Raw genomic sequence first — 15,793 nt, forward strand, 5'->3', positions numbered from 1 at the left:
TTTTCTTGATAATATTCGATATAATATATTGATAATAAGAAATATAAAAATTCAAAACTATCTTCAAAAAAGATAGTTTTGAACTGTTTTTGCAACCTATAATCATGTATTTCTATATTCTTACCGATAGAAATATAGATGATATAAAGGTGTTGATAACGAAAAAAAGGGGTGTATTTGGAAAACAGATTTTCGGGAGAATCAGAGTTGGCCGTTCTCGACCAGCACGACAATCTCTTCGAGTATGCGGTCCTTGCCTTCGGGTTCCCACTCCTTGCGCAGGCTCACGCCGAACATGGCGCCGAACGTTTGCCAAAACGAAGCCCTGAATCCTCCCAGGAAAGCTTTGATAAGATGGTAGGACGACTGGTTGCATTCACGGTCGATGAGGCGTATCAACAGTTTGGCTTGTGAATAGGTAAACTCTTTCAGCACCGGTTTGTATTCCTCGAAGAGCTCTTTTTCCATGCGTTTGAGATGTTTTTCGCGTTCCTCTTCGGGCAAGGTCTGTATGTATTCATACGTCTCTATCAGTGCCCGGTGCACCAGTTTGGCGTAGGGAAGGACCTTTTTCACGTCGCGCACGTTGCGCCAGTAATATTCCTTTTCCTTTTTGCTTTTGAATGTACGTTTGGGAAAACAGTAAATGGGTCTCAAAATAATGAGCGTGGCCGTATCGCCCGCATCGGTCACTATGCGGGTGACGCGTTGATAATAACGCGATTGCTGAGCCTGTGCCTGCTGGACACACAATGACCCCACAAGAAACAGGAGGATAACGGTAACGGCCTTTTTCATTACCGCAAAAGTAGTGTATTACACGCGAATAAGGGCTTAAAAAGACTTATTTTCTCTCGGCCGAATGTTGATAACTACTAAATATAGTGTTGATATTTATAAATTATGCAGATTCAATTATCTATGTATCAATAATATGATATAAAAAAACCGGTTTATCGACAGCTGGTGATAAAGTGTGGAATTTTATAAATTTTTTTCGCTTGCCTGGCGGCGGTTGGTCGTGAATCGGGCTGACGACCCCTATGGCCCGCATCGGAAATTTCCTGGTGTTGGGAAGTTGTGGACAAGTTGTTGATATTTATCAATAACGAATATATAATATATTGTAAATCAATAATATATTATAAAAATACCGATTTATCGACAACGGGTGATAAAGTGAAGGTTCGAAGCGGGGCGAAACTTTTCGCACCACTCGCCATGCAAATGTCGGGAGCGATGCAACAAAGGTTGTTTTTTTAATGTTACCTTTGCAGGGAAAAATATAAAAAAGCAATGTCCACTCTCCTGTTTCGCGAAATCGTCTTCGGGCCGGTACACAGTCGCCGACTCGGAATATCTTTGGGTATCAATCTCTTGCCCGCAGATGGAAAAGTCTGTTCGTTCGACTGCATCTATTGCGAATGCGGTTACAACAGCGAACGTCACGCCCACAGCGGGCTACCGTCGCGCGAAGCGGTGCGGGAGAGTCTCAAAGAGCGTCTCGTGGCCATGCACGGCCGGGGTGAGAAACTCGATGTCATTACTTTTGCCGGAAACGGGGAGCCCACGCTCCACCCCGACTTTGCCGCCATTATCGACGATACGTTGCAAATGCGCGATGCTTACTACCCCGAAGCCAAGGTGAGTGTCTTGTCGAATGCCACGCGCATCGACCGTCCCGATGTTTTCGACGCCCTCAACCGGGTCGACAACAACATACTCAAACTCGATTCGACCTTCGACACGACGGTGCGTCTCATCAATACGCCCACATCGCCCTCTTTCTCGGTCGAGAAACTCATCGAGGGGCTCTGCCGCTTCAAAGGAAATCTCATCATACAGACCCTTTTCTTGCAGGGTGAGCACAACGGAAATGTGGTCGACAACGCCACCGAAGAAGAGCTCCTGCCCTGGCTCGATGCCTTGCGCCGCATCGCTCCCAAGGAGGTGATGATTTACACCATCGACCGCGAAACGCCCGAAAAAGCCTTGCGCAAGGCGTCGCCCGAAACACTCGACGCCATTGCCCGCCGCGTCGAAGCCTTGGGTATCAAAGCTCAGGTTTCGTATTGATGGCCGGTCTCTTTCGGTTTCGGAATACTCTTCGAACCTGATAAAAATGCAATAAGGTTGTCGATTTTTTACCGACTCTACCTTGTCAGTGAAAGAAAAGAATTATTTTTACCGGGTCAAACAACAAAAATGGGAAAGAGATTGTTATACCTGTTTGTCCTCGTATTTTTGGCGGCGGCTCTCCTCCAATTTTTTCTCGGCAATCCCGACCCGGGGATTTTTGCCTTTCCTGTGAACGCGGTCATGTTGCTGGCTCTCGTCGGCGGGTTGTATGTCCTGCACCGGGAAAAGGAGAAGAGTCCTCTGGTGGCTTCCCTCTCTTCGGGACAAGCGGCTGTCGTTGCCATACTCCTGACGGGCTTGAATGCCCTTCTGATGGTTTTCTTTCCCGGGCTCGAATGGCAGAAATCGTGGATTTTCGATGCCTGCCTGCTCATGCTTTTTACCAATCTTTTCCTTATCTTGTTGCGATACAAGGGAGCCAACCGCATCAGATTTTATTTGAATCATGCCGGTCTCTTCGTCTTCGTCGCCGCCCTGGCTTTCGGTGCGGCCGACATGCGCACTATGCGCGCGGCCGTGAACGTGGGGGAGACCATCGACAAGGCTTATACCCGCGAAGGGAAAGCCCATTCGTTGGGTTATGCCCTCAGGCTCGACTCCTTCGAGGTTGATTTCTACGAAGGTAGTAACCGTGTCCCGGCCGACTTCCGGGCCGTGGTCGTCGTTGACGGGGAGCGTCACACCCTCAGGGTGAACGAGCCGTGGCACAGGTCGTGGAAAGAAGACGTCTATCTCTCGGGTTATGATACCCGGGCCGGTCGAGAGTCGGAATACTGTGTCCTCGAATTTGTCATACAACCGTGGAAATATATCGCTCTTACCGGGCTGTTGCTTTTTGTGGCCGGAGCCCTTATGTTGGTATGGGGTGGAAAAAACAGAACTTGACATGAATTGGGAGGTTTTTCCATATTTTGCCGTTGTCTCCGTCGTCCTGTCGCTGGGCGGAGCCCTCGTGGCCCTGTTCAAGCCGCGGCAGGCGTTTGTGGCGCAGGTTTTGGCGCTGGCCGGCATTGGAGTGCTCGGCGTGTTTGTGGCGGGATTCTGGGTGTCGCTCGGACGGCCGCCCATGCGCACCATGGGCGAGACGCGCTTGTGGTATTCGCTGTTTGTGATGATGGCGGGATTCTTTGTTTACCGGCGATGGAATTACCGTTGGCTGCTGCTGTTTACCACCGTGCTTTCGGCCGTCTTTTGCATCATCAATATCCTGAAACCCGAGATACACGACGCGACACTCGTGCCGGCGCTGCAAAGCGTCTATTTCATTCCGCATGTTGCCGTCTACATGTTTGCCTACGGGATATTGGCCTGCTCTTTCATTCTTGCTGTCGTGGGGCTTTTCGATAAGAAAAATCTCTATTTCGACTCGATGGACAATCCTGTGTATATTGCCACCGGACTGTTGTTTCTCGGTCTGCTCACCGGTGCCTTGTGGGCCAAGGAGGCTTGGGGCGACTTTTGGAGCTGGGACCCCAAGGAGACTTGGGCAGCCGTCACGGCTGCGGGTTACTTGGCCTATATACACCTGCGTTTCACCCGGGCCTCGAAGAGCCGATGGCTCTATTTCGTGGTCGTGGTGAGTTTTCTCCTGCTGCAAATGTGCTGGTATGGATATAAATACCTACCTTCGTCGGGTCAAAGCCTGCATCTCTACAACATGCAATAACCAAAATATCAAATAAATACCACCAAACCTAAACGTAAAGAAAATGAAAACAAGTTCGAAAATCATTCTCATTGCGATTGCCATAATCGTAATAGGGGCGATTGTTTACCGGGCTGTCAACACGGCTCCGCCCGAGTCGATGCCGGCCGATGAGCAAATCGTGAAAATCTTTGACGACGGAGGCTGTGCTGCTTGTCACACCGCCGACCCCGCACTCCCTTTCTTCTCAAACTGGCCCATTGCCCGCAAGCTCATTACCGAAGACATTCTGAAAGGGTATGAGGCTTTCGACATCATTCCCATGATGAAGGCCATCGAGAACGGCGAAGCCGTGAACGAGGTAGACCTGGCCAAGGTCGAGAAAGCGGTTCTCGACGGCACGATGCCCTTGGCCAAATACTATTTGGTGCACTGGGGCGCGTCGTTGACCGACAAGAAGAGCGACATCGTGCTCGGCTGGATACGCGACCATCGGGCACAGTTCTATCCCAACACGCTGGCTGCCGAAGAGTTTGCCAACGAGACCATCAGACCGGTGCCCGACTCGGTGGAGTATGACCCCGCCAAAGCCGCGCTGGGTGAGCTCCTCTACCACGACACCCGTCTCTCGGCCGACGGCACCGTTTCCTGCGCCACCTGCCACGGCATCAATACCGGCGGTGTCGACAACCTGAAATATTCCGAAGGCATCGGCGGACAACTCGGTGGTGTGAACGCCCCCACGGTGTTCAATGCCGTGTTCAACTTCGTCCAGTTCTGGGACGGACGGGCTGCCACGCTCGCCGACCAGGCAGCCGGCCCTCCCTTGAATCCCGTCGAGATGGGTTGTGCCTCGTTCGATGAAATCGTGGCCCGCTTGGCACAGGACAAGGCGTTTGTGAAAGCCTTCAACGCCGTCTATCCCGAAGGGTTGAGCCAAGCCACCATCACCGATGCCATCGCCCAGTATGAGCGCACGCTCGTCACGCCCGACTCGCCTTTCGACCGTTACCTCAAAGGCGACAAGGAAGCCATGACCGCCGAGCAGATCAAGGGCTTCGAGCTCTTCAAGGAGTATAACTGCGCCACCTGCCATGCCGGTGTGAACATGGGCGGGCAGAGCTACGAGCTGATGGGTCGCCGGGCCGACTATTTCAAGGACCGCGAGCTTCAAGAGAAATCGGGTCTCACCGACGGCGACAATGGCCGTTGGGCACAGACGGGTATCGAACGCGACCGGTTCCGCTTCCGCACTCCCGGCTTGCGCAATGTGGCACTCACCTATCCCTATTACCACGACGGTAGTGTGGAGAGCCTCGAAGAGGCTGTCGGCATGATGGCCAAATATCAGGTGGGCAAGGAACTGTCGGCCGAGAACATCGCCACGATAACCGCTTTCCTGCAAGCCCTCACCGGCGAGTACAAGGGCGAAACCCTCGTCAACGACAACATGAAATAAGGTGTGAGGAGGCATTTGTCTTCTCCTGCTGACCCCTTTTGTGACTGATATATGAGATTCTCCCCCTGCAAGGGAGAATCTCATATATCTTTTTTTGCGCTCCTCCCCCGAAGATAGGCAACTCTTTTCTCTCAGGTGAAGGAGATTCGATGTCGGGAAAGAGGGCGAGGCGGCCATGGTCTCTCTTTTTCAAAAAATTCATTGTAAAAAAATCTTTATTCTAAAATAATCCCGTATATTTGCGCATCATCAAAAACGAAATACAGCTTTCGAGCCTTATCATACACATATTAACGTTGCTCAATATCCGGTATCGTGCGATACCCGAAATGCATGTACGCCACTGTTCCGTCGGGCGATAATCTTTTTTATGCGCATTTAGTTTTTTGTTTTCCCCGCGCGGGTACAATCAGAAAGAGAAACAAAAACAAAAAACATTTACAGAACAATCGGCAATTTATTTAGGAAATTATGGGATTAATGCTTTTATACCTATTCACGGCATTAGGTGTATCCTTTACTTGTTCGGTGCTCGAAGCCGTGTTGCTTTCGACGCCGATGTCATTTATCACGATGAAAGAGCAGGAGGGGGGCGGAGCGTCGGCCCGACTGCTGAAAAAATACAAACAGAACATCGACAAACCCATCTCGGCCATTCTCTCGCTCAACACCATCGCCCACACCATCGGTGCAGCCGGCGTGGGAGCCGAAGCGGTGAAAATCTTTGGTCAGGCCTATTTCGGCATCATCTCGGCCATACTCACCATACTCATTCTCGTGCTTTCTGAGATTATCCCCAAAACCATCGGCGCTTCGTATTGGCGCAGGATGGCCCTTTTCTCGGCACAGGTGATACGGGTGTTTGTCTACATCTGCTATCCGCTCGTGTTGCTCTCCGAGTTGATAACCCGTGTTTTCTCGCCCAAGGAGAAAGAGCTGTCGGTGAGCCGTGAAGAGGTGTCGGCCATGCTCACGGTGGGCGAGGAAGAGGGTGTCTTCGAGTCGAAAGAGAACAAGGTGATACAGAACCTCATTCGCCTCAACAACGTGAAGGTGAAAGAGGTGATGACCCCGCGCGTGGTCACCGCCGTGGCCTCGGAAGAGATGACCTTGCGCGACTTCTACAACGAGAAGTCCTACCGTTTCTATTCGCGCATACCCGTCTACGGCGACAGCAAAGACTACATCACCGGCTATGTGCTGCGGCGCACGGTGCTCGAAAACCTCACCGAAGACAAGTTCGACATGAAACTCAAAGACATACGCCGTCCCATACCCTATTTCTCCGAGAACAAGTCGGTCTCGACCGTGTGGGAAAAGCTCCTCGAACACAAGGAACAGATAGCCCTCATCGTCGACGAGTATGGCTGCTTCCGCGGCATCATCACCATGGAAGACGTGGTGGAGACCATCTTCGGCCTCGAAATCATCGACGAGACCGATACCGTTGTCGATATGCAGCAGCTGGCCCGCGACCGCTGGAACGCCCGTCTGCAACGCTACAAAGAGATGTAGGGGCGTCGTCGGTGCGACAAGCAGGAGAGAGGCTCTGCCGCAGTGGCAGAGCCTCTCTTTTATTTAAAATCGGAAATTTCGATGGCGGGATTGCGTCGCAACAGTTCCCTTATGAAACCCTCATGTTCCTTGGGGGAGACGAAGAGCGGCCGTTTCTCCTCTTCCAGGCTCAGGGCGATGCCGTGGCGGGAGAGGGCATAGGGCGCGAAAAAGGCGTGCCCCTTCACGACTGTCGCCACACGGGTTATCTCGGTCACGGCCACATGGCGCGAGGCGAGGTAGCCCGAGCGCACAACGAGCGTGCCGTCGTCGAGAAAACGGTATTCGGTGCCGGTGATGCGGGCAATGAGAAACACCACTCCCAACATGCACAACACCCACGCCACCACATACCCCACCCACAGGCAGTAGAGCATGCCCGCCGTCGTCACGGCCAGCAGCGAATAAACCGCCGAGCCGTCGATTCTCGATTTGAATGTGCGCATGGTCGGAGTATTTTTGGTTGAACGTATGGATTCCTTTAATTTCTTAGACAACGCCGTTCCCATGGAAAGTGTCATTTCACTCCCGGTATAGAGCGCTGGCGTTGTGGGTTATGTTGGCTACGATGTCGCGCAGCCATGAGGGAGATTCCACCTCTATCTCGTCTCCGTAGGAGAGGATTTCCTTGACGAAGTCGAAAGAGGGCCGCAGTTGGTATTCGAAAATCTTGAAATCCATGTTCTTGTCGGTTTCTATCTCTTTTTGGCTGTGATGCAGGGGCAACGAACGTATGTATTTGTATTGGTTGCCATAAACGATGAGGCGTACCGTCTCGATTTTTTTGTCCGCCTCCACGATGATGCCGAAACAGGAAGAGAAAAATTCCCGGGCATCGAAGTCGGCCGGAAGGGTAAAATGTTGTTCGGTGGGGGTAAGAGAAAGAATGCGGTCGAGGGAGAAAACAAGCAACGTGTTACTTGGGCAATTATTGGCCAGCATATACCAGCGTTGCTTGAATATTTTTACGCAGTACGGTTCCAACACAAAGGTGTTGGGGTGCTCCTTCCAGAAACTTTGGTAGGTAATGGTGATGACGGTACTGTCGCGCATGGCTTCGATGATGGGCGTCAGGAATTTTTGGCATGAGGGGATTTGTTCAAACAGGATTCTGTGTTTGAGGTGATGACTCTCGTTGATCAGGTTGTTTACGGCAAACGTGTTCAGCAGCCAGTTCCTTATGCCCCCTTTTTCTATATCATCGGCATTTTCTATGTAATAGCAATAGCCGTTCCGTTTGTCACATTCGATATTGATGTCGAATATTTCTTCGATGGCGTGCCGGTGATGGTGGAATGTGCGGAGAGCCATATCTTCGCCGTTGCTCATTCCGGAGTTTCTCCAACGTTGGTTGATTTCTTCGAAGGAGATTCGTCCGGCCCGGTAGATGGTATCGACCAGCCAGATGTAACGGTTGAACAGATCTTTTGTCATGATACAAATATAATGAAATAAAAACAGGCAAGCTTGTGCTTGCCTGTTTTTATTTTAGCTGCGCTTGGCCCATGATCTACCTTCGGTTGTTGAATAAAACAGTCCTTTGGTCGTTTGGGCTAAAATTTCTTTTCCATTATCAATCAAATCCAGGAAATCTCCGATATAGGAGTTTGGTTGGAACCGAACGGCCCATGATCTTCCGTCCGTGGAAGAATATTCGAGTTTTCCTGCTGAAACCGGGGAGATGCGGATAAATTCTTTTCCGCGTTTAATCATTTGTGGCATAAGTGTTTGTTTTTAGAGTGGTGCCTCATGTTTACGGTCTTTGGCATTACCGGCATATATCTATATGTTATCATTTTAGGGTTGAGTGGTTATTCCATAGGCCTTTTTGGTAATTGATAATGCTGTTCTTACAATCTATTAGGCCTTTTATTACTGCATTGAGATTTTCTATGTCAATGGTTTTGTTAATGTTCGGAATGTTGATTTTTTCCCATTTTTTCTTATCTCTGTCATAGTTATACGTTATAGTTAAGTTGGAAGCAGTGTTATAAAACCGGGTACAGGAGTAGGTACAGGTGTCGTTTTGTATTTGTGTTTCGATTTTTTCGAGAGCGCTTATCAATTCCGTGATTGCGTCGAGTGGATAATATACATCATCTGCCCCTATAAGAAATCCGCACCGTTCGTTTTTATCCATATTTTCGAAGAATTGTATGGATAACCAAGTTTTTTCAAGATACTCCTTTTCAATATATGTGTGTATATTATAATTATATTCAGATGTAGTGAATTTATATAAGGGGATTTCTGTGATGCGTAAGGCGAATGTTTCGATAGATTGTTGTGGGATTATATTCCAAAGTTCATATTCTTCGTTCGGCACATTACCCGAAGCAAATGTGTTGCCGCTGTTTTCACAACTGCTTGTCAGCAGAGCAAGAAATAGTCCGATACCGATAAAGGGAAAAAGTTTTTTCATAAGGATTGTTATTTTTTGAGGTTGCATAGAATGTCTTCAATGATTGCGTCGAAATAGGCTTCCATCGTACCTTTTCCTTTATACATGAATCCGCGTGGGTGATAAGTGCGATATGCCCATTTTATGCCGGGAATTTCAACCCTGGCTATTTCTTGGCCATCGGCCGAGGTCAGGGGAGAGAACGTAACGCCTTGAATGCGCTTGACAATGACAGGGTCGTATGATGGTCCTGTGAGGAACAATACGACATCGGGTTTCAGAATGCGCAGCTCTTCTTCCACGACAGGGAAATATCGCATCTCGACCTCCTGTATCTGTTGCGGAGGAATGCCGATTGCATTTTTCTGCCCCGGAATGCGGGCTTTCCCTATTTTCACGATATTGTTCCATACATACTCGATGGTGCGTCCCGGGCATTTTTCGCGAAGGCGGGATATGAATTTCTCCATGCCGTGCATGAATATTTTTCGGCTGCCGTCGCCATAATTGAAGTAGCCGTTGTAAATTTCTTGTATCCGGTCTATTTCTTCGCGGGGGGAGATGTTCTCGGCAGAAAACGTGCCTTCCCAATCGTTGTTCTCACGACCGAAAACAACAACACGCAAGTCTGCTTTCTCGTAATCGGCTCCGTCGTCTTTTACGAACAGCAGAAGCGGATTGGTGGGTAGGGCGGTGGCCTCAGTGTTTGTTGTCACCGATTTCATGGCCTTGCAGAAGTCGGGCCATAACCCGGAGTACAGATCCATGAGTTTGTCATTTACATCTTTTTCCATAAGAGAGTTTTTTTTGTTTTTATGTTGCTGCTGTTATGTAAAAGAAAAGGGACGCAGCCATCGCTTTTCTCTTACTCGGTAAGGCTCTGGTAAGCCCGAAGTTCTAAGACGAAAAAGCAGTCTGCGCCCCATAGGGGTACAAACTTGACTTTGACGCTTATTGTAGAACTTCTTAAATTTACCAGATTTAACCGAGTTCAATAATTGTCAGACAAGTTGTGCAATATGTTACAAGAGTATGGAATTATGGAATGTCTGTTTTTTTACCTCCTTTTTTAGGTTTCGGAGGTAAAGAAAATAAATTTTCCTTTAAAAAGCAAACTCAAAGTAAAATATCGCTGACTGCTTTGTGCAGACAAAGATCTGTGAGTGATGTGCCAAAACCCGGCATAACAATAAAAAAGTGCCATTAAATTCCGGCAAAGGGTCGTGGTATTATTGCAAAATGCGTGAGAGTGGGAATATTCTTTGACGGATTTTCTTATCTTTGCCGGTAGAATGCCGGAACGAAGTCCGGAGAAAGAAAGAGTGTATGGTATACAAATACGATTTTTTGGTTATCGGTTCGGGCATTGCGGGAATGAGTTTTGCCCTGAAAGTGGCCCACAAAGGCAAAGTGGCGCTCATCTGCAAAGCCGGTCTCGAAGAGGCCAACACCTATTTTGCACAGGGAGGCATCGCCTCGGTGACCAATATGGCCGTTGACAACTTCGAGAAGCATATCGAAGACACGATGATTGCCGGCGACTGGATAAGCGACCGGCAGGCTGTGGAGAAGGTGGTGCGCGAAGCCCCCGGTCAAATCAAGCAGCTCATCGAGTGGGGCGTGCAGTTCGACAAGAAGGAAAACGGTGAGTTTGACCTCCATCGGGAGGGCGGCCACTCCGAGTTCCGTATCCTGCACCACAAAGACAATACCGGGGCCGAGATACAGACCAGCCTCATCGAGGCGGTGAAACGGCACCCCAACATCACGATATTCAAAAACCATTTCGCCGTCGAAATCATCACCCAGCACCACCTGGGCATCATCGTGACGCGCCACACGCCCGGCATCAAATGTTTCGGGGCGTATGTGCTCGACGAGGAGACGGGCGAGGTCGACACCTTCCTCTCGAAAATCACCGTCATGGCCACGGGCGGTTGCGAGGCGGTGTACCGCAACACGACCAATCCGCTGGTGGCCACGGGCGACGGCATCGCCATGGTGTACCGCGCCAAGGGTGCGGTGAAGGACATGGAGTTTATCCAGTTCCACCCCACGGCGCTCTTTCACCCGGGCGACCGTCCCAGTTTCCTCATCACCGAGGCCATGCGCGGATATGGTGCCGTGCTGCGCAACCAGTCGGGCGAGGAGTTCATGCAGAAATACGACCCGCGCCTGTCGTTGGCTCCGCGCGACATTGTGGCCCGTGCCATCGACAATGAGATGAAGCAGCGCGGCGAAGACCATGTATTCCTCGATGTTACGCACAAAGACCCCGAGGAGACGAAGCGTCACTTCCCCAACATCTACAAGCATTGCCTCTCGATAGGCATCGACATAACCCGCGATTACATACCCGTGGCGCCGGCCGCCCATTACCTGTGCGGCGGTATCAAGGTCGACCTCGACGGTCAGTCGAGCATACGCCGGCTCTATGCCCTCGGCGAGTGTTCCTGCACCGGTCTGCACGGCGGCAACCGTCTGGCGTCGAACTCGCTCATCGAGGCCATCGTCTATGCCGATGCGGCCGCCCGCCATGCCCTGAGCGTGCTCGAACGCTATGACTTCAACACCGACATTCCCGAGTGGAACGCCGAAGGTACCATCACCAACGAGGAGCGCATTCTCATCACCCAAAGCATGAGGGAGGTGAATCAAATCATGGAATCGTATGTGGGCATCGTGCGCAGCAACGTGCGCCTCACCCGGGCGTGGAACCGCCTCGACATTCTCTATGAGGAGACCGAGAGCCTCTTCAAGCGCAGCAAAGCCTCGCGCGAGATATGCGAGTTGCGCAACATGATCAACGTGGGTTACCTCATCACCCGTCAGGCCATGGAGCGCAAGGAGAGCCGCGGGTTGCACTACACCATCGACTATCCCCACGCCGCTACCGACGGGAAGAAATAGTGTCCCGTCGAAGAGAAAATTTGCAAGAGCCTGCTTCGTCCGTTTGGAAAGTAGGCTCTTTTCGTTTATCTTTGGACATCAACCATTCGATAAAGAAATATCCATGAAAAAACCGATTCTTGCCGCCTTGCTTTTTACCATCGCCGTCGCGGGAGCGCCTGCCCAGTCGACCACCGCTTGGGGCGACCAGGGCAACGGCACCTATGTGAACCCGATTCTCAACGCCGACTATTCCGACCCCGATGTGATACGCGTGGGCGAGAAGTATTATATGGTATGTTCCGACTTCCACTACATCGGTATGCCCGTTCTGGAGTCGGATGACATGGTCAACTGGACCATCATCTCCCAGGTCTATGACCGCTTCGACTATCCCAAGTGGGACGACAACCGCCGTTTTGCCGGCGGTTCCTGGGCTCCTGCCATACGTTACCACGACGGTAAGTTCTGGGTCTTCTTCTGCACCCCGCACGAAGGGCTCTTCATGAGCACGGCCACCGACCCGCACGGGCCGTGGGCACCGCTGCACCGGGTCGTGGCCGTCGAGAAGTGGGAAGACCCGTGCCCCTTCTGGGACGAGGACGGGCAGGCTTATCTCGGCCGCAGCCGACATGGGGCAGGCCCCATTATCCTGCACAAGATGAGCCCCGACGGGCGTGAACTGCTCGACGACGGGGTTACCGTATATACCGGCCCCGTAGCCGAAGGCACGAAGATATACAAGCGCGACGGCTATTACTACATCAGCATACCCGAAGGCGGGGTGGAAGTGGGCTGGCAGACGGTGCTCCGCTCCCGCAACATCTATGGTCCCTATGAGAAAAAAGTGGTGATGGAGCAGGGGAGCACCCCCGTCAACGGCCCGCACCAGGGGGCGCTGGTCGACACGCCCGACGGGGAGTGGTGGTTTTTCCACTTCCAGTTTGTGCAGCCCATCGGCCGCGTGGTGCATTTGCAGCCGGCGCACTGGAAAGACGGTTGGCCGGCCATCGGGGTCGACATCGACATGAACGGCATCGGCGAGCCGGTGCGGGTGTGGACCAAGCCGCGCATCGCCACGGCCGGCGGCGACATTACGCTGCCCCAGTCGAGCGACGATTTCGCCGCACCCCGTCTCGGCGTGCAGTGGCAATACAACCACAACCCGCGCCCCGAGTGCGTGTCGCTTACCGCCCGCAAGGGGTGGCTGCGTCTCACCGCCTTGCAGGCCGACAGCCTGAAAGCCTCGCACAACATGCTCTCGCAAAAGACCATGGGCTATCACTCCGAGGCGACGACCCGCCTCGACCTCTCGCGCATGGCCGAGGGTCAGCGGGCCGGACTGCTCTGCGCCGGCAACCTTTTCAATGGTATCGGCGTGCTCTGCAAGCAGGGCAAGAAAATCATTTACTTGGAGAAAGACGGACGTGTGGAGGAGATAGCGCCGGTGGGCGGAAAGACCATTTATCTGCGTGCGGTCATCGACTATCCGGCCAACAGCCATCGGCTCTATTACAGCACCGACGGCAAACGCTATGTCGAGGCCGGAGAGCCTTATGCCCTCCGGTTCGGCAGTTGGAAAGGCTCCCGTGTGGGACTTTATACCTACAATGTCGAGGGTGACGGCGGCGTGGCCGATTTCGACTTCTTCACCTACACCACCGACGGTCCCGGAGCCAAATAGTTGTAATGTAACATTGATAATGCTTACAAAATAATGTTAGATAGGCAGATAGAAAGAAAGTTAGATAGTATTATAGAAAAATTGAATCGTGTTCAAGGTTTAATATATTTTATAATTGAAGATACTTTATGTTTAATATCGAATATCGTTGAAAAAGTTCAAAAAGAGAAAGATAAGATACCTTATCAAATAAATGTAATCTCTTCTGCTGTTTGTGGAAAAAATTTAAGAGAAACGGCACATAGCCGTATTTTAGTTGATTTACTTCGTAATAAAGAGATACGATCTTCTTTCATAAAGTTTTTCTTTGAGAAATTTAATCTTGATATTTCTGATTCAGATTATATACCTCCTCCTGACACAAATAGAATAGATACGACTATTAAAGGTAAAGATTATTATATAATTATAGAGAATAAAATTAATGATGCGCCGGAGCAATGTGGACAAATTTATCGTTATGTCCAAATCGCAAGAGAAGAATATGATATTAATCAAATTTATGTGTTGTATCTAAATAGAGATACAAATATACCTCCGACTGTTTATTCTTTATCAAAAGATGGAACAGGAATAGTATTGATTGATAAAGTATTGAATGAAAGATTAATATGCCATTCATATAAACATTCCATAATTAAATGGTTGAAATCTATAAATAATAAAAAAGATTTTCTTGTTAATCAGCCTTATTTGCAAAGTGCAATAGTGCAATATTTAGATTATCTTGAAAATATTTTTCAGACAACAAACATATATAAGCCAATGAATGCGGAAATTGAAAAACTTCTGATTCAAAAATTAGAATTAGATTCGTTGAGTAATTGTAGTGAACGTGTTAGCAAAATTAATGAACAGATTGAAAATACGGAGTTTTTGATAGAGAAACTACAAATGCTAAAAGAATCAGAGGTTTGGAAGTTATGGAATACCTTATTTAAGGAGCAATACGGTTTAAAATTGCATATAGAGGAGAATGCTTATAATGGAAAGAACATAGGATTTGATTTTCTATACAAGAAAAGTAGAATGAGATGTTGTATTCAAGAAGAGGATAATGTTCCATATTGGGGTATATTTCAATATGATGGAAATGCAAAATTATCAACTGTTAAGTTTTTCAATTCTCTCATACAGCAACATTCAGATTTAATGTGCATTAATAATAATAAACTCCAAGATAACTGGCCAATTTGGAATTGGACGAATCTTGATAATGGATTTTTTGATTTTTCAAAGTTGGCGGATATTATCATAAAGGAAAGCAAAAGAGAAAATAGTGAAATTATTTTTATTACGGATTAAAGATAAAAGAGGTTGAGTTCTATAAACCAACCTCTTTTATCTTTCTTAATAGTTCAACCGTTTGGGTTCGAAATAGGCTTTGGGGTGCAGGCAGGCGGGGCATTTCTCGGGCGGGTTGAGACCCTCGTGCACATAACCGCAATGGCGGCATTGCCACTTGATGGGCTCCTCGCGGCGGAACACTTCGTGCTCTTCGATGCGGGAGAGCAGCTGGCGGTAGCGCCACTCGTGGAACTCCTCGACGCGGGCTATGGCGCGGAAGGCGGCGGCCACGTCTTTGAACCCCTCGTCGACGGCGATGGTAGAGAAGTTGCTATACAGGTCCGACCATTCAAGCAGTTCTCCTTCGGCGGCTTCGTAGAGGTTTTCCTTGGTTTTCCCGATGCGGCCGGCCGGATATTCGGCCTCGATGGTTACCATGCCGCCCTCGTCGAGAAAATCAAAAAATCGGCGGGCGTGAGCCAGTTCCTGGTCGGCCGTTTCGGCGAAGATGGCGGCAATCTGTTCATAACCTTCTTCCTTGGCCGTCTGGGCGAAAAACGTGTAGCGGTTGCGGGCTTGCGATTCGCCGGCAAAGGCTTTCAGCAGGTTTTGTTCGGTAATGGTTCCTTTCAATCTCATGTTGGGTAAGTTGTTGAGTAAAACAAAGTAATGGATATGATAACAACAGACAACGGGCTTCCAAAGTTCACTCCAGCATCCCCCTTTTGGACCAGG

At 49.8% G+C, this 15,793-nt stretch carries 15 protein-coding genes; 8 read left to right on the top strand and 7 right to left on the bottom strand.

Annotated features, from left to right (window positions below; all coding sequences use genetic code 11):
• Nucleotides 1-201: 201 nt before the first annotated feature.
• Entirely contained in the window at nucleotides 202-798 is a 597-nt protein-coding gene (locus IAD09_01305) for a DUF4294 domain-containing protein (protein ID HIT80870.1), read from the bottom strand.
• Between the two features lie 498 nt (nucleotides 799-1,296).
• Between IAD09_01305 and IAD09_01310 the strand changes: the two genes are divergently transcribed.
• From IAD09_01310 to IAD09_01330, 5 genes are all read left to right on the top strand, one after another.
• Entirely contained in the window at nucleotides 1,297-2,076 is a 780-nt protein-coding gene (locus tag IAD09_01310; GenBank protein HIT80871.1) for a radical SAM protein, read from the top strand.
• 129 nt (nucleotides 2,077-2,205) lie between these two features.
• Nucleotides 2,206-3,024: a cytochrome c biogenesis protein ResB gene (locus IAD09_01315; protein ID HIT80872.1), complete on the top strand. Its 819-nt coding sequence runs from the start codon at nucleotides 2,206-2,208 to the stop codon at nucleotides 3,022-3,024.
• A gap of 1 nt (nucleotide 3,025) precedes the next feature.
• Nucleotides 3,026-3,805, top strand: a complete 780-nt coding sequence (ccsA, locus tag IAD09_01320) for a cytochrome c biogenesis protein CcsA (protein HIT80873.1) — start codon at nucleotides 3,026-3,028, stop codon at nucleotides 3,803-3,805.
• 43 nt (nucleotides 3,806-3,848) lie between these two features.
• Entirely contained in the window at nucleotides 3,849-5,243 is a 1,395-nt protein-coding gene (locus IAD09_01325; GenBank protein HIT80874.1) for a heme-binding domain-containing protein, read from the top strand.
• 471 nt (nucleotides 5,244-5,714) lie between these two features.
• Nucleotides 5,715-6,758: an HlyC/CorC family transporter gene (locus tag IAD09_01330; protein ID HIT80875.1), complete on the top strand. Its 1,044-nt coding sequence runs from the start codon at nucleotides 5,715-5,717 to the stop codon at nucleotides 6,756-6,758.
• A gap of 59 nt (nucleotides 6,759-6,817) precedes the next feature.
• On the opposite strand, the gene IAD09_01335 is transcribed toward IAD09_01330, so the two are convergent.
• The 5 genes from IAD09_01335 to IAD09_01355 form a co-directional block, all read right to left on the bottom strand.
• Complete coding sequence (locus IAD09_01335; protein HIT80876.1) at nucleotides 6,818-7,243, bottom strand: PH domain-containing protein; 426 nt, start codon at nucleotides 7,241-7,243, stop codon at nucleotides 6,818-6,820.
• A 76-nt stretch (nucleotides 7,244-7,319) separates the two neighbouring features.
• A complete protein-coding gene (locus IAD09_01340; protein ID HIT80877.1) occupies nucleotides 7,320-8,231 on the bottom strand; it encodes a WYL domain-containing protein in 912 nt (303 codons plus the stop codon).
• A gap of 54 nt (nucleotides 8,232-8,285) precedes the next feature.
• Nucleotides 8,286-8,519, bottom strand: a complete 234-nt coding sequence (locus tag IAD09_01345; GenBank protein HIT80878.1) for a hypothetical protein — start codon at nucleotides 8,517-8,519, stop codon at nucleotides 8,286-8,288.
• A gap of 70 nt (nucleotides 8,520-8,589) precedes the next feature.
• Complete coding sequence (locus IAD09_01350) at nucleotides 8,590-9,219, bottom strand: hypothetical protein (protein ID HIT80879.1); 630 nt, start codon at nucleotides 9,217-9,219, stop codon at nucleotides 8,590-8,592.
• Between the two features lie 8 nt (nucleotides 9,220-9,227).
• Complete coding sequence (locus IAD09_01355) at nucleotides 9,228-9,992, bottom strand: hypothetical protein (protein ID HIT80880.1); 765 nt, start codon at nucleotides 9,990-9,992, stop codon at nucleotides 9,228-9,230.
• Between the two features lie 532 nt (nucleotides 9,993-10,524).
• On the opposite strand from IAD09_01355, the gene nadB reads away from it, so the two are divergent.
• From nadB to IAD09_01370, 3 genes are all read left to right on the top strand, one after another.
• The gene (gene nadB, locus IAD09_01360) at nucleotides 10,525-12,108 is read left to right on the top strand and encodes an L-aspartate oxidase (GenBank protein HIT80881.1); all 1,584 of its coding nucleotides are present in this window, start codon (nucleotides 10,525-10,527) and stop codon (nucleotides 12,106-12,108) included.
• 103 nt (nucleotides 12,109-12,211) lie between these two features.
• Complete coding sequence (locus tag IAD09_01365; protein HIT80882.1) at nucleotides 12,212-13,771, top strand: glycoside hydrolase 43 family protein; 1,560 nt, start codon at nucleotides 12,212-12,214, stop codon at nucleotides 13,769-13,771.
• Nucleotides 13,772-13,804: 33 nt separating this feature from the next.
• Nucleotides 13,805-15,076, top strand: coding sequence for a PD-(D/E)XK nuclease family protein (locus IAD09_01370; protein ID HIT80883.1), 1,272 nt, complete (start codon nucleotides 13,805-13,807; stop codon nucleotides 15,074-15,076).
• Nucleotides 15,077-15,121: 45 nt separating this feature from the next.
• Here IAD09_01370 and IAD09_01375 read toward each other — a convergent pair whose 3' ends face one another.
• Nucleotides 15,122-15,697: a rubrerythrin family protein gene (locus IAD09_01375; protein ID HIT80884.1), complete on the bottom strand. Its 576-nt coding sequence runs from the start codon at nucleotides 15,695-15,697 to the stop codon at nucleotides 15,122-15,124.
• Nucleotides 15,698-15,793: the final 96 nt, after the last annotated feature.

Origin of the sequence: Candidatus Caccoplasma merdavium (assembly GCA_018715595.1) — a bacterium.
GTDB lineage: Bacteria > Bacteroidota > Bacteroidia > Bacteroidales > UBA11471 > Caccoplasma > Caccoplasma merdavium.